Here is a 21,535-nt window from a genome sequence, read left to right as displayed (position 1 = left end):
CCAAAATCCCGACTCTCTTTGCCCCTAATACGGCCTGCCAAATGGAAACCAAAGTCTGCTCCAGCGCTGTACGCGGCTCTATATAATCCGCTCCGCTTTGCAGGCTGCCTTCCGGTGCCGGCAGTGCCTTGCGGTCGATCTTACCGTTCGGTGTTAGTGGCATCTGTTCCAACTGGATGAAATACGAAGGCACCATGTAATTTGGAAGCTCCTCGCCCAGTAAGCTGCGAAGCTCTCCTGCGTTCACGTCCCGTTCGGCAACATAGTACGCCACCAGTTGGTTTTGCCCCTGCTCGTCCGCCTGGGCCAGTACGATGACCTCTTGCACATCTTCCACTTTCAGCATTTGGGCCTCAACCTCGCCCAGCTCGATCCGGTAGCCCCGGATTTTCACCTGATGGTCGATCCGGCCTAAATATTCGATATTGCCATCCGGCATCCATCTCGCCAAGTCACCCGTACGATACATCCGTTCATAGCCCGCTTCGCCAGCCGCAAACGGATTCGGTACAAATTTCTCAGCCGTCAGCTCTGGACGATCCAGATAACCACGGGCCAGACCCGGACCGGACACGCACAGCTCACCCGCTACGCCTACCGGAGCCAAATGTCCATGCACATCCAACATGTATACCCGGTGATTCGGCACAGGGCGTCCGATGGAAATCAGTTGGCCTGCTCTCTCATCCTCGGATACTGGCCAGATCGACGTCGCTACCGAGTTTTCCGTTGGACCGTAGCCATTGTAGTACGCCACCTGGTCCTTCCACTTGTATACCAGCTCTGTTGATGATGCTGAACCGGCAGTGAACAGAATACGTAGGTTTGGCATCCGTTCCGGCTCCAGATATACCGCATAGGTCGGCGGTAAGGCTGCCACGGTAATGTGATGATCCGCCATATATTGCTCAAACCGCTCGTAGTTCAAAATCGTCTCTGACGTTGGCACATACAACGTGGCTCCGCAGAACAGCGCCTGGAAGATTTCCCAGCAAGCCGCATCAAACGAATAGCTGGCGAACAATAACGCATGATCCGACGTGCTGATCCGAAGTGTCTGATCAAAATACGTTTTCAGATTGCACAGCCCGTGATGCTCCAGCATAACGCCCTTCGGCTGCCCCGTCGTACCCGACGTATAAATCACATACGCCAGATCGTTTGGACCGGACAACGGCTCCAGATTGGAACCATCCTCGTGATACACCGTTTGATCTCCATCCAGCACCAGCACGTTGCCGTCAAAAGCTGCTTTGTCCACCAGATGGCTTTGCGTCAACAACAGCTCTGCCCCTGAGTCATCCAGCATGTAGCGGATACGCTCCTCTGGATACGTCGGATCAATTGGCACATATGCGCCCCCGGCTTTCAAAATCCCGAAGATGCCCACAATCATGTCTACCGAACGCTCAGTCATCAGACCCACTAGACGATCCTTCGTCACGCCTTGACTGCGCAAGGTACGAGCCAGACGATTCGCGCGTTCATTCAGCTCGCGATAGGTCAACTGCTCTCCTTCAAAGAACAACGCTGCCTGCTCCGGTGTCTGTGCTGTTTGTGTCTCGAACAAGCCATGGATCGTCTGCTCGCTTGGATACTCGGCGGCAGTATCTCCCCATACGCCCAGAATTTGCTCGTACTCCAGCTCGCTTAACATATCCAGCTCTTGCACCCGAATGTCTGGCTTCGCTGTCACTTGCTCCAGCAGCTGCACCAGATGACCTCGAATTTGTTCTACACTTTCACGTTCAAATGCCAGTGCATTATAACCAAAGCTCATGTGAATAGTGTTCCCCGGCAGCACCACCAGGTTAAAGTCATAGTTGGTCTGCTCGACAGACTCAACGCCTGTGATGCTGAAGCTGGACCCATCACCGTTACCTAATTGCTCAATTTGTTCGTCTACCGGATAGTTCTCAAAAATAAGAATATGATTAATCAAATCCTGCTTAAGCTCCGACAACCCCTGAATTTCATACAACGGGTACGTATCATAGGCATGGGAAGCAATCGATTGCTCCTGGGTTTGCTTCATCACGTCTGAGAATAAGCTATCCACATGACTGCTGATGCGTACAGGAATCGTATTGATAAACAAACCAATGATGTGCTCCACATTTGGAATTTCTGCCGGACGTCCAGATACCACGCTGCCAAACACCACATCATCTGTGCCATTATATTTTTGCAGCAAAATACCCCAAACGGTCTGCATCAACGTATTGATGGTTACCTGATAACGATTGGCTATTCGCTGAATGCTTGCCGTTAGATCTGCGCCCAAGTCAAAATCCAGACGCTTCGCCTGATATCCCGTTTTACCCTGGATTTTAGCCTGTGGCAAGCGGGACTGTTCCTCATACCCTTCCAGAACCTTGCTCCAGTAACCTGATGCGGCCTGACGATCCTGCTGCTCCAGCCATTCGATATATTGACTGTACGGCGTTACAGGTGCCAGCTCAGGCTGCTTATGGGCCAGTATCGCAAAATAGCTCGCAAATACTTCATTTGTCACCAGCGACAGGCACCAGCCGTCCATCACGATATGATGGAAACTCCATACAAAACGGTACGAATCCTCACCTGTGCGCAAAACAGCGACACGCATCAAAGCATCTTGCGCCAGATCAAAGCCCCTCTGCTTGTCTTTACGCGTAAATTCAAGGATGTACTCGTTTTGCTTCTCTTCCTCCACATCGCGCAGGTCCTCTACATATAGTTCACTGCGCTTATTGCGGTACACGACCTGAAGCGGTTCATCCTTCCAGCCACTGTAGAAGTTCGTGCGCAATGCCGTATGCCGCTGTACCAATACATCCAGGCTTGCCGCAAAAGCAGCGATATTAAAATGTCCTTGCAGATCAAAGGATGCCTGCTCAAAATAAGCTCCCGATTGCGAATCCATAAGATTGTAAAAGAGCATACCCTTCTGCATAGGCGTCAGTGCGTATACATTTTCCAGCACACCTGTACGTGAAGCCTGTTCCGCAATTTGTTCCAGCTCTCCAGTCGTCAGACCTTTGAAGGACACATCACTCGGAGTCAACTCCGGCTGTTCCTGAGCGACGCAATGCGTAATCACCTCTTGCAAAGCGGCTTGCACCAGTCCCGCCACATGCTCCAGCGTTTCTTTGCGATACTGCTTACGACTGTAAGCGATCGTCAATCGCAACATGCCTTCCGAGATCATCGCGTTCAAATCCAGCGTGTACAGTAACGGTGAATGTGTATCATCTGTCTCACCTGCACCGTGGGACGACAACGTGATTCCGCTGTTTTGCAGATCCTGATCGACCTGACCCAAATAGTTAAAGCTGATTTCCGGTTCTGCTGCAATTGCACGCGCTTCATCCGATGCGGACGCATGGGACAAGTAGCGCCACGTTCCATACGTCAGCCCTTTATGCGGAATCCGGCGCAGGCCTTCCTTCGTGTCTTTAATCCGCTCTGCCAGCGTCAGATTTGCACCCGTGTCCAGCAGCACCGGATACAAGCTCGTAAACCAGCCTACCGTACGTGTAATATCCACCTCTGGCAGGATCGCTTCCCGACCATGTCCCTCCAGATTCACCAGCACATGTCCTGCGCCTGTCCAGTTATGCATCGCCAATCCTAACGCGGTCAGCAGCAAATCATTGACCTCGGTGTTGTAGGCGCGATGTGCCTGCTTCAACAGCTGCTGGGTTTCAGCTTCGGTCCACTCCACCGTCAGCACTTCGCTGTCTGCATTCAAGGAGCCCTCATAGGCAAAATCCTTAGGCAGCGGCGCAGCATCAGCTTTGGCCTGCTCCAACTGCTGCCAGTAGACTTCATCCGATGCAGCTTCAGGACGGTTGGCGTAAGACGACAACTCCCGTGCCCATGTTTGGAAGGAATCCGTTTTATATGGCAAACGTACAGACTCACCCTTCAGCGCTTGCTCGTAGCCTGTAGAGAAATCTTCAAACAGAATCCGCCACGACACCCCGTCCATCACCAAATGGTGAATGGCTATGAGCAAATGATCGCCCTCTACTGTGCGGAACAATCCCAGTTGCACGAGAGGTCCTTCGGACAGATAAATGCTGCTTTGAATTTCAGTTGCCTTCGCTTCCAGCGCTTCCGCATAGGTTGCCTGTTCACGGTAATCCACCGTTTCCAGCGTATACAATGCGCCTTCATCTACACCGCGTGTCCAAGCCGTGTAACCGGATGAAACCTGACGGAAAACCGTACGCAACGCATCATGGTGCTTCACGATATGATCCATTGCCCGGCGAACCGCCGTCTCATCAAAGCCCTCGGCGCTATAGAGCATGACCGCCTGATTAAAGTACTGCGGACGCTCGCGCTCCTGTGCAAAGAACCAGTGCTGGATCGGAAGCAAAGCGGTTTCCCCACTCACTTCTCCTTGATCTGCAATACGGCTCACCTCTTGCATATGCGGTGCCAGTGTTGCGACTGTTGGATACTGGAACAAATACTTCATGTCCAGCTTGTAGCCTGCCTGGAACGAACGGGATGCGATTTGAATTGCCTTGATTGAATCGCCGCCCAGATCAAAGAAATTGTCCAAAATACCGACAGTTTGCACGCCCAGTACTGACTGCCAGACTGCCACGAGTGCCCGTTCCGGTGCGGTGCGCGGCTCTTCATAATCCGCCCCGCTTTGCAGACTACCTTCCGGTGCTGGCAGTGCCTTGCGGTCGATTTTGCCGTTCGGACTCAGCGGCATCTGCTCCAGCTGTACAAAGTACGATGGCACCATATAGCTTGGCAGCTCCCGGCCCAGCTCACTTCTCAGCTCGCTGGCTCCGAGCTCTTGCCCGGCAACGTAGTACGCCACCATTTGTTTTTGGCCTGTTTCATCTGCACGGGCCATGACGACCGCTTCGCGTACCGATTCCACCTTCAACAACTGTGATTCGACCTCGCCCAGCTCGATCCGGTACCCCCGGATTTTCACCTGATGGTCAATCCGGCCCAAATATTCGATGTTGCCGTCCGGCATCCATCTCGCCAAATCGCCCGTGCGGTACATCCGCTCATAGCCTGCTTCGCCATCCGCAAACGGATCGGCAACGAATTTCTCTGCCGTCAGCTCCGGACGGTTCAGATAGCCTCGTGCTACACCTACACCGCCGATGCACAGCTCCCCTGCTACCCCAATCGGCTGCAATTGCTCCGTGCCTTCCTTCACGATGTACAGACGGATGTTCTGAATCGGTTTTCCGATTGGAATAACGGCATATTCCTCCGTCGGCTCGCAATCAAAGTACGATACGTCCACCGTCGCTTCGGTTGGGCCATACAGGTTGATCAGCTTCGCTCCAGCGATTCCTGACACGAGCCGTTGGAACCGCGCCACATGTTGTGGCGGCAACGCTTCTCCGCTGGCAAATACATGGCGCAGCGTTCCCAGCTTCGCTTGCATTACTTCCTGCGGCTGCTGCTCCACATACTCCAGGAATGCATGCAGCATCGCAGGCACAAAGTGCATCGTGCTTACGCTATCACGGGCAATCGTGTCTACGATGTCCTCCGGATTCTTTTCCCCGCCAACCGACAACAGACTCACCTTCGAGCCGACCATCGACCACCAGAACAGTTCCCACACCGACACGTCGAACGTAAAGGCTGTTTTTTGCAGGATCGTACCCTCCGCACTCAAGCCGTAACGGTCATGCATCCACAAAATCCGGTTCAGCACGGAATGGTGTTCAACCATAACGCCCTTCGGTTTTCCAGTCGAGCCGGAGGTGTAGATGACATAGGCTACATGACGCGGACCAGCCAGTGGCTCCAGATTCGAGCCGTCTTCGTGGTACATGTCCTTGCCACCCTGCACCGGACGATCCAGCACCAGCACCTTGCCGTCGAAGCTCAGCGACGCTTGCTCGGCCAAATGCGATTGCGTCAGCACCAGCTTCGCTCCCGAGTCCTCCAGCATAAAGCGAATGCGGTCCGCCGGATATTCCGGGTCAATTGGTACATATGCGCCGCCTGCCTTGAGGATCGCATAGATGCCCACGATCATTTCCAGCGAGCGGTGTACCAGAATGCCCACCGGCTGATCTGGTTCAACGCCTTCCGCACGTAGGGTGCGTGCGAGACGATTGGCTCGTTCGTTCAGTTCACCGTAGGTCAACGTCTCTGCTCCAAACAGCACCGCCACCTGATCCGGTGTTCGTGCCGCCTGTTCCTCGAACAGCGCACTTAACGTCTGACCCTGCGGATAAGCTGCCGCCGTAGCTCCCCAAACCTGAACAATCTGCGCTTGTTCTTCCGGTGTTACCAATTCCAGCTCATTCACACGGATATGCGGATTGTTCACGATTTGCCCGATGACATGGTCGATATGACCTTGGATACGCTCCATAGCAAACCGGTTATACACAAGAGCATTGTATTCAAACAGGATGGAGATATCCTCGTCAGGCACGACAATCAGGTTAAAATCGTAGTTGGTTTGCTCTGCAAGTGCCACATTGGCAATAGAGAAGCCAGTCTGATCGCCTGTCTCGCTGGAACTGCCCACCTGCTTCATTTGCTGCCCGATCGGATAGTTTTCAAAGATCATAATATGATTAATCAGGTCTTGCTTTTGTTCAGTCAGCGCCTGCATGTCATACAACGGGAAGGTGTCATACGCACTGGACGCCAAAGCCTGCTCCTGTGTCCGTTGTAATATTTCAGCAAACATGGCATTCTGCTCACTGCTAATACGAACCGGAATCGTATTGATGAACAGACCGATCATGTCCTCCACACCCGGAATGTCTGCCGGACGTCCAGATACAACACTACCAAACACGACATCCTGATTATTATTGTATTTTTGTAAAATAACGCCCCAAACGCTTTGCAGCAATGTATTAATCGTTACCTGCTGCTGCTTGGCAATGCGGTTTAACGCCGCGCTCCGTTCTTTACCTAGTACAAATGACAGCTTTTCCGAAACATAACCGGAATTTGAAGCCGTACCGCTTCCTTCTTTATCTTCAACCCGTGCCATTAGGGAAACCTGTGCATGCTCGCCAGGCAGCAAGGTCTGCTGCTCGAAGCCAGCCAAATAGTCGCTCCAATAGCGGGTCGCTTCCTGCGTATCCTGCCGTTCCAGCCATTCAATATACTCACTATACGGCTTGACAGGTGCGAGCTCTGGCTGTTTGTGCTTCAGCAGGGCAAAATATGCACCAAACACTTCGTCCGTCACCAGTGACAGGCACCAGCCGTCCATCACCATATGATGGAAGCTCCATACAAAGCGGTATGAGCTATCCCCCGTGCGGAAGACAATTACGCGCATAAGCGCGTCCTTGCCTAAATCAAAGTTTTGCTCTTTATCCAGGGCCACAAATTCAGCTACAGCGTCTTCACGACCTCTGACATCCTCATAGCGGAAGCCCGGATTTTTATAACGATAGACGACCTGTAACGGTTGACCATACCAGCCGCTGTAGAAATTCGTCCGGAATATAGCATGTCGGCTAACCAGCAGCTTCAGGCTTTCCTCGAATACGGTCGGCTCAAAATGGCCCTCAAGATCAAAGGTCGCCTGTTCAAAATACACTCCTGATTCTGCGTTCATCAGACTATGGAACAGCATACCCTTTTGCATCGGCGTTAACGGATACACATTCTCCAATTCCCCAACCGTCTGTGTCTGCTCAACAATCGTGTCTAATTGCTCCAGCGTCAGACCCTTTAACAGTACATCGCTTGGAGTCAATTCTGACCGCTCCCGTATGACACAATGCTCGATCATTTCAAGCAAGTTGGCTTTCAGCAGGTCAGCCAGCATTTGGATGGTGTCCTTGCGGAAGGCCTTGCCGTTATACCGAATATCCAGCTCCAGTATGCCGTTCGTGACGATCCCGCCCACATCGAGCGCGTATTTCATCTTCGTCTGGTCACTAACAGCCAAACCAATTGGGTAAGGAGACATCCGAATATCGCTGTTTTGCAAATCCTGATCAAACTGTCCGAGATAGTTAAAGCTCACTTGCGGCTCGGCGTAGCCTCCATCTGTTTGACCCGTAGGCAAAGCGTCTTCTTGATGACCATTTGCCTGGCCAGCTTCACTCAGATGTCTCCAAATACCATAGCCAATTCCTTTATTCGGAATCTGACGCAGGCTCTCTTTGACCTGTTTGATGCGTCCCGACAAATCATGATCACGACCGATGTCCAGCAATACCGGATATTGACTCGTAAACCAGCCTACAGTACGTGAAATGTCCGTATCCGGCAAAATGTCCTCACGTCCGTGCCCCTCCAAATTGATCAGGCTGCGTTCATGACCCGTCCATGTGTACAGCATCATGCCCAATGCAGCCAGAAGCAGATCGTTCACTTCCGTGTTATATGCGCGGTGCGCCTGCTTCAATAGCCGTTCTGTCTCTTCTTCCGTAAGCTTGATGACCACTGTATCCGTGTCAGCCAAGGTAAATTGACCAGCCTGCGCTTGATCCTCAGGCAACCGTGCTTGATCCACCAAAGCGGATGTATTCAATTGCTCCCAGTAGGCGCGTTCACTTTCCATTGCCGGGCTATTCGCATAAGTGGACAGTCGTTCAGACCAGGAATGGAAGGAATCCGTTTTGTCAGGTAATTGGAGTGCTTCTCCATTTACTGCCTGTTCATAGGTTGTAGCCAAATCCTCAAACAAAATGCGCCACGATACCCCGTCCACCACCAAATGGTGAATCGCCATCAGCAAATGATCCCCATCTGCACAGTGGAACAAACCAGCTTTAAACAGCAGCCCTTCATGCAGTTGAATACTGCTTTGAATTTCACTGGCTTTCGCCTCAATCGCTGCGCTGAGCACGGCTTCATCCGTCAAATCCCTAAAGTCCAGCACGTCCAGGTGGTACAGCTCGCCTTCCTGCAATCCGCGGTTCCATGCTTCATAGCCTTGCTCTGTCTTGCTGAACACCATCCGTAGTGCATCGTGGTGCTCCGCCAGCTTGATGAGCGCCTGACGCAGAGCGGATTCGTCAAAGCCCTGCTCCCGGTGCAGCATAACCGCCTGATTAAAGTGATGCGCGTCCACCTGCTCCTGTTCCGCAAACCAGTATTGAATCGGCGTCAGCACCACTTTCCCTGTGACTTCGCCTTGCTCGGCCGTTCTCTTGCCCGCTAAACGCAGATGCGGAGCCAGCTCCTTCACGCTTGGATATCTGAACAAGTCCTTCATGTTCAGCTTATAGCCTGCCTGGAACGCACGGGATACGATTTGAATCGCCTTGATCGAATCGCCGCCCAGATCAAAGAAATTGTCCAAAATACCGACGGTTTGCACGCCCAGGACGGACTGCCAGACTGCTACAAGTACCCGTTCCGGCGCGGTGCGCGGCTCTACATAATCCGCTCCGCTTTGCAGGCTGCCTTCTGGTGCCGGCAGTGCCTTGCGGTCGATTTTACCGTTCGGTGTCAGTGGCATCTGCTCCAACTGAATGAAGTATGAAGGCACCATATAGCTTGGCAGCTCCCGCCCCAGTTCACTTCTCAGCTCGCTGGATTCGAGTTCTTGCTCCGCAATATAGTATGCCACCAGTTGGTATTGGCCTGTTTCGTCCGCACGAGCCATGACTATGGCTTCTCGTACCGACTCCACCTTCAGCAATTGCGATTCGACCTCGCCCAGCTCAATCCGGTACCCCCGGATTTTCACCTGATGGTCAATCCGGCCCAAGTATTCGATGTTGCCGTCCGGCATCCATCTCGCCAAATCGCCCGTGCGGTACATCCGATCATAGCCTGCTTTCCCGTCTGTAAACGGATTAATCACAAATTTCTCGGCCGTCAGTTCTTCACGATTCCAATACCCACGCGCCAAGCCTTCTCCTGCAATACATAACTCGCCCGGCACACCGATTGGCTGCAATCCATCATTCGCATTCAGGATATACATTTCCGTATTCGCGATAGGACGTCCAATATTAATTTGATTGGCATGAGTCAGTTCCTGTACTGTCGACCACACCGTCGTTTCTGTAGGACCGTACATGTTATAAATGCGAAGACCGTTTATTTCTTGCAGTGCTGCCAGCAGCTTGGACGGAAGTGCTTCACCCCCGACCATTATTTCCTTCACACTTTGCAGCGCATGGGAGCCTGCTTCATGACCCAGCAGCATTTGCACCCGGGATGGTGTCATTTGCAACATATCAACATGATGATGAACGATCAACTCACCCAGCGCCTGAGGATCAACCTGATGCTGGCTGTCGCCAAGCACCACCGTCATTCCACCCAACAGTGGCAGGATGGTTTCCAATACGAAAATATCGAATGAAATTGTCGTGAGTGACAAAATGGTTTTGCCCGCTTCAAAGTCGATTATTTCGCGCATCCCTGTAATAAAGTTGAGTACCGAGCCATGCTGGAGCATAACTCCTTTCGGATTTCCAGTCGATCCAGAGGTATAAATGACGTAAGCCAAATGCTCTGGGCGGGCAATCGTCTCCAGATTGCCGCTCTCTCCCTGATACAATTCTGTATCCTCAAGGAAGATTGTATTGGCGTTGCAATGGTGCTCTTCCACTAGATCACGACTGGTCAGAAGCACTGTGGCCTTACTGTCTTCCAGCATGTATTCAATACGAAATGACGGAAATTCGGGATCAATCGGCACATAAGCACCGCCTGCTTTTAGAACAGCAAGGAGCCCTGCGATCATTTCCACTGAGCGCTCCACCATCAGGCCAACCAGCTTGTCGGGTCCTACTCCCTGCGCTTGAAGCATTCGTGCCAAGGAGTTGGCCCGTTCATTCAGCTCCCGATAAGTCAGACTCTGATTTTCAAACACCAATGCCACTTGATCCGGCGTACGCTCCACCTGCTCCTCAAACAGCTCATGGATTGTCTGATTGTGCGGATATACCGCAGCGGTGTCATTAAACGCTTCTGTAATCTGTTGTTTTTCCACCGCTGTGACTAATTCCAGCTCTTCAACGCGAACGTTCGGATGGAGTGAAATTTGCTCCAGCAGACGGACAAAATGTCCATGCAGACGCTCAATGCCTATTTGATCAAAGCAGAGTGCGTTATACATAAAACGAATCTTCATACCTTCTCCCGGCATAACGGCTACGTTCAGATCATAGTTGGTTTCCTCTGTAGTCACTACGTTCGAAATCGTAAATTTATCGTGACCACCACTTCCCAACTGCTCTACCTGCTGCTCTACCGGATAATTTTCAAATATCATAATATGGTTGATCAAATCCTGCTTCTGTCCGGTCAGCGCCTGAATCTCATACAACGGAAATGCGTCGTAGCTATTAGAGGCCAGCGCCTGCCGCTGTGTTCGTTTCATCAGTTCGACAAAGGCCTCACCCTTTTCAGACAGAATGCGCACTGGAATCGTATTTATGAACAACCCAATCATGCGCTCCACACCCATGATATCGGCTGGACGGCCGGATACAACACTACCGAATACAACATCCGGACTGTTGTTGTATTTTTGCAGCAGCACGCCCCATACCGTCTGAATCAATGTATTGATGGTCACCTGATTTTGCTTCGCCACCCGTTTGATCTGAGCGACCAGTTCCGGCTGGAATTCGCATTCCAGTTCTCCGCCGACATATTCCCCGGCTTGTGCGGATTTAGGCTGTGTTTTTTGCTGCGGAAGCATAATTTGCTGCTCATAGTCTGCCAGATACCCGCTCCAGTATTGCAGGGCCGCTTCACGATCCTGACGCTCCAGCCATTCAATAAAACGACTGAATGGCGTGACCTGCTCAAGCACCGGCTCCTGACCCGCACGAAATGCCTGATAGCTGCCAAATACCTCCTGTATCATAAAGGACAAGCACCAGCCATCCATCAAAATGTGATGGAAGCTCCAAACAAAGTGGTACGTTTCATCCCCCGTTTGCAAAATGGAAATACGATTGAGTGCATCCTCTGCCAGACGGAATCCTTTGGCTTTATCTGCAAGCACAAAAGCCTCAACCCGAGCTTCACGCTCCTCTTTTTCCAGTCCGCGCAAGTCTTCGTAGTACAATGCTCCGCTGCGGTTGCGGAAGACAACCTGTACAGGCTCATCCTTCCATAAATTGATAAAGTTCGTCCGTAGGGCCTCATGACGTTGTACAAGCAGATCCAGGCTTTTGCCGAAGGTGACCACATCAAAACGTCCGTTCAGCTCAAAGGTGGCCTGCTCAAAATAAGCCGCCGAATCCTCGTCCATCATGCTGAAGAAGAGCATCCCCTTTTGCATTGGCGTTAAGGCATACACATTTTCCAGTTCACCCATATCTCGCGTATCTTCCACCAGTTGCTCCAGCTCGTCCAGCATTACGTTATCTAGCAGGACATCACTTGGTGTCAATACCGTTCTTTCCTGGGCGACGCAATGGCTGATCACCTCACGCAAGCCCGAAGCCAGCAGCTCTCCAAGCCGGGCAATCGTCTCATGACGGAATTGCGTTGTGCCGTAGCGAATAGTAAAGATCAGCTCGCCGTCCTCGATCACTCCATTGATATCGAGCGCAAAATCCATAGCCGCGTTTGTGCTGACAGGCACACCCATAGAATAAGAGGAAGGCTCCAGATCGTTGCCTTTATAATCCTGATCAAACTGGCCCAGATAGTTAAAGTTGATTTCTGGGGTCAACTGGAGCTGTACGCCTGCTCGCGCGAAAGCCTCCGTATTTGACAGGTATCGCAAAATACCATAGCCAATGCCTTTTTGCGGAATATGGTGCAGCCCTTCCTTCACCTGTTTGATCAAACGGGCGATATTTCCACCTTGTCCCATGCTTCCATCCAGTACAACCGGGAATTGGCTCGTAAACCAGCCAACCGTGCGCGTAATATCCACATCAGATAAAATGGATTCCCGTCCATGACCCTCCAGGTTGACCAGCACGCGTTCAGAACCGGACCAGTCATATACGGCTTTACCGAGTGCAGCCAGCAACAGGTCATTCATTTCCGTGCTATACGCGCGGTGAGCCTGCTTGAGCAACAAATCGGTTTCCTGCTTCGTCCAGCGGACGGTGACAACCTCACTGTCTCCAAGCAAGGCATGATCGTTGTCATAATCCTTTGGCAACGGCTTCGCCAGACTTGCTTCTGCTTGTTCAATATGCTGCCAGTAAGCAAGCTCCCGCTCCATCGTCGCACTGTTCGCATAGGCTGACTGGTGCTCGGCCCATGTCTGGAACGAATCTGTTTTAAGCGGCAATCGAATAGCTTTGCCCGTTTTACCTGCAACAGCCTGCTCATAAGCGGCTGCCAAATCCTCCAGCAGAATGCGCCACGATACACCGTCCACAACCAAATGGTGAATGACGATTAACAAATGATCGCCCTGAGCGCATTGGAACAAACCAAGCTTCACAAGCGGTCCCTCGCTCAAATGAATGCCAGCTTGAATTTCATTCGCCTTGGCTTCCACAGCTGTGGATTCGTCTTCAATCCCACTGAAATCTACAATTTCCAGTGTATATAGCTCGCCTTCCTCCACACTGCGGTTCCAGGCTACGTAACCATGCTCCGTCTCGCGGAATACAGTACGCAATGCGTCATGATGCTGGACCATGCGTTCCATTGTATGGCGCAGCGCATCTACGTCAAAGCGCCCAGCTCGATACAGCATCATCGCCTGGTTGCTGTGGTGCAGGTCAACCGGCTGCTGCTCAAAGAACCACCGTTGAATTGGTGTCAACTCTACCTCACCGACTACCTCTTCCTGACTGGCGATTTTGCCATCTGTGCGAAGCAAAGGACTAAGGGACGCTACCGTCGGATTGCTGAACAGGTCTTTCATGTCCAGTCGATAGCCTGCTTGCAGCAATCGGGACGATACCTGCAAGGCCTTGATCGAATCGCCGCCCAGCTCGAAGAAGTTATCCTGCGTGCCTACCGTTTCCACGCCCAGTACCCCGGCCCATACCGAAGCCAATACTTGCTCTACCGTTGTACGCGGTGCCACATAGGCTGCACCTGTATGGATGCTGCCTTCCGGCTCTGGCAAGGCCTTGCGGTCGATTTTGCCGTTGCTCGTCAGCGGTATCGTCTCCAGACGCATCAAGCGTGCTGGCACCATGTGCGCTGGCAGCCCTGCTTCCAGCTGGGCCTGTACCTCCTCGATCCGCAGCTCCGCTTCTCCTGTGATATAGCCGCACAAATACTTGTGCCCACGCTCGTCTGTCCGGTCGATCACGACCGCTTGACGCACACCCGGCACCCGCTGGATCGCCGTTTCGATCTCGCCCAGCTCGATCCGGTAGCCCCGGATTTTGACTTGATAGTCCATCCGGCCGATAAAGTCCACATTCCCGTCCGGCATCCACCGCGCCAGGTCTCCGGTGCGATACAATCGTTCACCCGGCACGTACGGATTCGCCACGAATTTCTCGGCCGTCAGGTCGGCACGGTTCAGGTATCCACGTGCTACCCCGGCCCCGCCAATGCATAGCTCGCCCAGTACGCCGACAGGCACCGGATTCAGCTGACTGTCCACGATATAAAAGCGGGCGTTCAGCCACGCCTGACCAATCGGCACACTGCCGCTGCTCGGCAGCTTCGATAGCTCTTCGTCATAGAAGCTGGAGTCAATCGCCGCTTCCGTTACGCCGTAGCTGTTAATAATCCGAGTATCTGCGCCAAATCGTTCTTGCAGCACCCGGTAATCCGTCACGCTGCAGCTATCCGAGCTGGTGATGAGCAGTTCCAGACTGCTCATGTCCAGTCCCTGTTCATGCACATGCTGCATGAACGGTACGATCAGGGCTGGTGTCGATTCGAACACCGTAACCTGATAATTGCGAATCCAGCTATACAGACGGCTTGGATCAATCCGGTCATCTTTCGGGCAAATGACCATTGTTCCGCCGTTATAGAGCGCCCGTGCGATATCCCCGACGAATACGTCGAAGGAGAAGCTCGCCAATTGCAGCAGCCGTACCGGGAACTGGTTCAGACGGTAATCCCGGCGATACGCCGCAGCCGTATTCACCAAGCTGCGATGCTCGATCATGACTCCCTTCGGACGTCCCGTTGTACCGGAGGTGTAGATCACATACGCCAGGTCCTGCGGCTCGTTGATATGCTCGATATCCGCGATATCCCCGGTGTACAGCGACTCATCGTCCAACGCCAGTACGGTCTGCAAACGCAGTCCTGTTGCTGGTTCGGACGTTGCTTTGTTTTCCTCCAGCCATACCTGAGCACGCTCCTGCAAGCCTGTTTGGGTCAACAGTACCGTAGCACCGCTGTCCTCCAGCATGAAACGAATACGTTCTGACGGATAGTCTGCATCCAGCGGCACATATGCGCCTCCAGCCTTCCACACCGCCAGTACGCCGACCAGCATGTCTACCGAGCGTTCGCTCAAGATACCGACAATCGACTCGCGTCCAATGCCTTCATTTCGCAGTCTGCGAGCCAGCTGGTTCGCACGCTCGTTCAGCTCGCGGTACGTAAGCTGATTCTCCTCGTACACAACCGCCACGTGATCCGGCACAAACTGCGCCTGTTCTTCCACATAGGCGTGGAACAACCATTCGACTTCCTTCGCATCACTCCACGCATACACGCCAACTGAACCAAAACCGTCGATGATCTTCGCTTTTTCCTCAGCAGTCACCAGCTGAAGCTCATCTACCAGCGCATTCGGTCTGTTAATCGCTTCCTCTACGATATGCAGCAAATGCTCGCGGATTTGCTCCATAGCTGCGCGTTCAAACACCAGCGCGTTGTATTCCAAATGAACACCGATTTCATCACCCGGCACAATGGTAATGTTGAAATCATAGTTCGTTTGCTCCGACACGGAAGCATTCGCAATGGTAAAGCCGTTCGTTTCATGGCTACCCATTTGCTCCATGCTCTGTTCCACCGGATAGTTTTCAAACACCATAATATGGTTTACCAAATCCTGCTTCTGCTCTGTCAGGGCCTGAATTTCATACAACGGATAGGTTTCATAGGCACGGGAAGCAAGCGCCTGCTCCTGTGTCTGCTTCATCAGCCCAGCGAACGTAACATCTTCCCCGCTGTGAATCCGTACAGGAACCGTATTAATGAACAAACCGATCATTTTATCGATGCCCGGAATATCCGCTGATCTACCGGATACAACACTACCAAATACAACATCCCGACTATTGTTATATCGTTGCAGCACAACACCCCATGCCGCTTGCAGCAGCGTATTGACCGTCACCTGCTGCTGCTTGACCAGCTTGTTCATCCGCTCCGTCACTTCACGGCTCAGTGTAAACGAAAGCTTGTCAGCCTCATATCCCTTGGCGCGACCGTCCAGCTGCTTCGCTTGCGGCAACACCGTCTGTTGTTCAAAGCCGGCAAAATAGTCACTCCAGAACCGTTCTGCTTCCGCGTTGTCCTGCCGTTCCAGCCATTCAATATATTCGCTATATGGCGTTACCGGGGCAAGCTCTGGCTTTCGGTTTTCGAGCAATGCAAAATACGTATTGAAGGCTTCCCCGACAACCAGGAACAAGCACCAGCCGTCCATCAAAATATGGTGGAAGCTCCACACAAAGCGGTAAGACTCCTCGCCCGTACGTAATATAGAAACTCTCATCAGCTCGCCTGAGCTGAAATGAAACCCTTCCGCTTTGTCTCGCTCAGCAAAATCAGCAATGTACGCGTCCAGTTCTCCTTGCTCCATCGAACGCACGTCTTCAAAACGGAATCCGGCAGCTTTATGACGATACACCACCTGTAAAGGCTGCTCATTCCAGCCGCTATAAAAATTCGTTCTGAAAATTTGATGGCGATTCACCAGCAGATTCAGGCTTTCGGAAAAAGCATCCACTTGAAAGCTGCCCTGCAGATCAAATGTTGCCTGCTCAAAATACGCCCCGGATTGCGGCTCCATCAAGCCGTGGAACAGGATTCCCTTTTGCATCGGCGTTAGCGAATAAACATTTTCCAGCTCTCCCGCAGCAGCGGTTTGCTCTACAATGTGCTCCAGTTCTCCAGCCGTTAGTCCTTGGAAGGACAGATCGCTTGGTGTCAGCTCTGGCAGCTCTTTGTCCACGCAATGAGCTAATACCTGGCGCAAGCATTCCTGAAGCAAATCAGCTAGCCTTTTGATTGATTTTTTCATGAACGTTTTGCTGCTGTAGCTGATCGTCAGCTCCAGCGCACCATCCGTGATCATGCAGTTGATATCAAGGGAATACCGCTTGGTCAACGTGTCACTAATGGAAGCCCCGAGGGAATAAGGAGACATACGGAATGCATTATTTTTCAAATCCTGATCGAATTGTCCGAGATAGTTAAAGCTAATTTCCGGCTCAACAACAAAAGCTGATTCCCCTTCTTCAGTAGCAGAAAGATATCTCAAAATACCGTATCCAATTCCTTTATGCGGCAAACGGCGCAGCCCTTCCTTGACGTCCTTGACACGTCGTCCCACATTCCGATCCTCGCCCATATCCAGAATAACTGGGAATTGGCTGGTAAACCAACCGACCGTACGTGTAATATCCACGTCTGGCAATATAGCTTCCCGTCCGTGACCCTCCAGATTCACAAGCACCTGACTGATGCCTGCCCACTCGTGAACCGCGGTTCCCAGAGCCGTCAGCAATAGATCATTCGCTTCCGTATTATAGGCACGATGTGCCTGCTTCAAAAATTGCTCTGTTTCTTCGACTGTCCACGCTACCGTGAGTGTGCGGTCATCACGGAGATGAGGCTTGGCCTCGGATTTGCGAGTGTAATCCCTGGGCAAAGCTGCTTGAGTAGCCCCAGCTTGCTCCAGCTCTTGCCAGTACGCACGTTCCTCCTGCAATGCTGTGCTGTTCGCATAAGCTGACAGCTGATCAGCCCACAGGCGGAAGGAATCCGTCTTATTTGGCAAACGGACAGACTCGCCCTGTAAAGCCTGCTCATATCCAGTTGCCAAATCCTCCAGCAAAATACGCCAAGACACACCATCCACCACAAAATGGTGGATCGCCACTAGCAAATGATCTCCATCAGGGCAACGGAACAGACCCAGCTTTACCAGAGGGCCTTCATCCAGGCGGATGCTGCCTTGAATTTCGCTGGCTTTTGCTTCCAGCTCATGTGCAAAATCAGGTTCGTTCGTAAAATCAACCACTTCGAGGATGAAGAGCTCACCTTCTTGTACGCCACGGTTCCATGCTTCGTACTCGCCATCTGCATTCTGGCGGAATACGATACGCAGGGCATCATGATGCTCAACCATGCGTTGCAGTGCCTGACGAAGCGCCGTTTCGTCCATACGATCCTCACGGTGCAGCATCAACGCCTGATTATAGTGTTCTGGCTTGGCTGGCTGCTGCTCAATAAACCAATGCTGAATCGGCGTCAACGCTACCGCACCCGTGACTTCCCCTTGGTCTGAGACGCGGCTCACCTGCTGCACCCGTCCATTCAGCTCAGCAATGGTCGGATATTGGAACAGTTCCCTCATTTCCAGTTTATAGCCGTTTTGCAGTAATCTTGAAGACACCTGAATGGCCTTGATCGAGTCGCCTCCCAGATGGAAAAAGTTATCCAGTACACCGATATGCTCGATGCCTAGTACAGATTGCCATACCGATACCAACGTCCGTTCCACATCGGTTCGCGCTGCTACATAATCCTCGCCAGAATCCACACTTCCCTCCGGCTGTGGCAACGCCCGGCGATCCACCTTGCCGTTGGGTGTCAGTGGCAATTGCTCCAGCTGCACAAAATACGACGGCACCATGTAGCCCGGCAGTTCCTGGCTCAAAGCGCTGCGCAACTCACTTGCCGTTACATCCTCATGGGTCACCACATAAGCGCAGAGCTGCTTTTGCCCCTGCTCATCCTCACGTGCAATCACCACCGCTTCTCGCACCGCTTCCAGCTTCAACAGCTGTGCTTCCACCTCGCCCAGCTCGATCCGATAGCCCCGGACTTTCACCTGGGCGTCGATCCGCCCCTTGTATTCCAGCGTCCCGTCCGCATTCCAGCGCACCAGGTCGCCTGTGCGATAGCAGCGTTCTCCGCTGCGGTATGGGCTGTCGATGAACTTTTCTGCCGTCAGGTCCGGGCGATTCCGGTATCCACGTGCCACCCCATCGCCGCCGACGATCAGCTCTCCCCATGCCCCGACAGGCTGGAGCCGCATCGAACGGTCTACGACATACGCCGTGGAGTTGTGAATCGGACGACCAATCGGTACGGATTCTGATTGCACGCTGGTAATGGCATGCGTCGTGGAGAAGGTTGTATTTTCCGTCGGGCCATAGCCGTTTACAATCCGCAGGGAAGGATGAGCCTCCAGCACCCGGTTAATATGCGGGACGGACAGCACATCACCGCCGACCAGCAGCTCCCGTACCCCCTCAAACAGTTCCAGGTCCTGCTGGGACAGCTGGTTAAAGAGCGGCGCTGTCAGCCACATCGTGGTAATGCCATGGCTGCGAACAGCTTCCTTGAGCTTCGGCGCGTCCAAAATGACATCCTGACTCACCAGCACCAGCTGTCCACCATTCAATAGCGCACCCCAAATTTCGAAGGTGGACGCGTCGAAGACAACAGCCCCGGTCTGCAAAATGCGCGTATCAGTATCCAGTTGCGCATAGTTTGTATTTTTCACCAGACGTACGACATTGCGGTGCTCTACCATAACCCCTTTGGGTTGCCCAGTAGTTCCCGAAGTGTACATCAAATAGGCGAGTCGATCCCCGAATTTACCCGTTTGTGAAATCTCATTTTTCAGATTTGTATAATGGGTATAATTCGCATGATTAACCTCGTTTTGCTCCGATTGTACAGTATTTAAGCCTTGGTCAGCCTCTGCTCCGTATACAGTAGCATCGCTCAGATCCAGCACAATCCCGCTGTAGTCTTCTGGCTGCTGCTCCGCATGCTGCACCAGCAGCAGCTTCGCACCTGAATCCTCCAGCAGGTAGCGTACACGCTCTGCCGGATAATCCGGGTCAATTGGCACATATGCGCCGCCCGCCTTAAGGATTGCCAGCATGCCGACGATCATATCTGTGGAACGCTCAGCGACGATGCCTACCGTTCGCTCAACAGTAACACCGTAACCGCGCAGCGTGTGAGCCAGTCGGTTGGCCTGTTCATTCAGCTGCCCATAGGTTAGACGACGGTTTCCAAACACAACGGCAGTCTGATCCTGCATATGCTCTGCCTGTTGCTCGAACAGTTCATGAATCCCTGCATCATGTGGATATGGCACTGCTGTAGCATTGAATACATCCACAATTTGCGTCCGCTCCTCGTCACTAATCAGTGACAGCTCCTGTATACACTTCTGCGGACCCTTCACCATATGCTCAGCCACACTCAGGAATTGTCGGATAATTCGGGCAATCTCCTGTTCGCTGAACAGATCGGTACGATAATCCAAATGCATTATAAACTTATCGTCATCCAGCATTTCTACCATATGAATATCAAAGTCATTCACCGTATCTCCACAGAAATCGGTATCCACCTGCTGAACGGCTTCATCAAAACGGGAAAAGCTCAGCGTACGATACTGAATTGAAACACCAAAGAGGCGCTGAATATCCAGACTGCTTTGCTGTTCACGCAAATCCTGAATAATTTTGTTGTACGGGTAACGCTGATGCCGCAAAATGGACGACTGCTCCTTGCCCACACCTTGCAGGAAGGTCAGCAGCTCGGATTCCGGCTCAACCAGCAGACGCGTAGCCACGGTGCTGACGAACATGCCAACTGTATCCTTCTCCTTCTTCGACGTACGGTTAGCGTACAGGGTACCTACGGTTAAATCCTGTTCCCCTGTCACTTTATGTAAATAAATATACAGGGCGGCCAGGAAGAACGTAAAAATACTGATTTTATGCTCCTCGCAAAAAACCGTGACACCACGATACAATTCAGGCTCCAGTGTATAGCTCTCCCGGCGTGCAGCTGTGCTCAGCGTTAGCGGATTGTATGATTTCAAACCTGTCGTCTCTGGCAAATCGGCAAACTTTTCCGTCCAATATGCCTTGTCCTTCTGGTAACGGTCAGATTGCTCATAGCTTTGCTCCACCTGAATGAAATCCAGATATGGATTCGCTTTGGTCGGTGTAGCCTGACCTGTACCATGGACAATATCCATGTAATGCGTCGTAATTTCATTAATAGCCTGATTCATGGATACACCATCTGAAATAATATGGTGCATTGTGAAATTGTACCAGGTTTCTTCTGCCCCCAGCTGCAAAATTACCAATTGGTAGAGCTGTGAATCCAGCAATAAAAAGGGCTGGGAATTAAGACGGTTTACCAGTTGCTCGGCTTCCTCCAGGCTAACCTGGAGCGTTTCTATGCTTTGTTCAGCAAATGGCTCTACATATTGATACGGAATACCATCCTGAGCAGTGATTTTAATGCGAAAGGAATCATTTTGTGCAATCACCTGATTCATCGCCTGCTGCAATGCATCTATGCGAACAGTTCCCTTGATTTTAACAGTTGTAATAAGCGTGGACGTGTTGCGATTGGGATACAAAAGCTCCGTATACCAAATACGTTGCTGTGGCTGGCTTAATGCAAACAATTGAATATCGTGCTGAGTCAT

At 52.1% G+C, this 21,535-nt stretch carries 1 protein-coding gene (only partly in view); it reads right to left on the bottom strand.

Annotated elements, in window-relative coordinates; translation table 11 throughout:
* A protein-coding gene (locus QMK20_RS11905; RefSeq protein ID WP_283655875.1) for a non-ribosomal peptide synthase/polyketide synthase crosses the window boundary here: on the bottom strand, positions 1-21,535 show its 5' portion. 12,440 nt of this gene lie to the left of the window's left edge; the window shows 21,535 of its 33,975 coding nt (coding positions 1-21,535); its start codon is at positions 21,533-21,535; its stop codon lies beyond the left edge, outside the window.

This window comes from Paenibacillus sp. RC334, assembly GCF_030034735.1.
In the GTDB taxonomy this organism is placed as follows: Bacteria; Bacillota; Bacilli; order Paenibacillales; family Paenibacillaceae; genus Paenibacillus; species Paenibacillus terrae_A.
The sequence above is the reverse complement of the archived record's forward strand: the minus strand, read 5'-3'. Positions and strand labels throughout refer to the sequence as shown.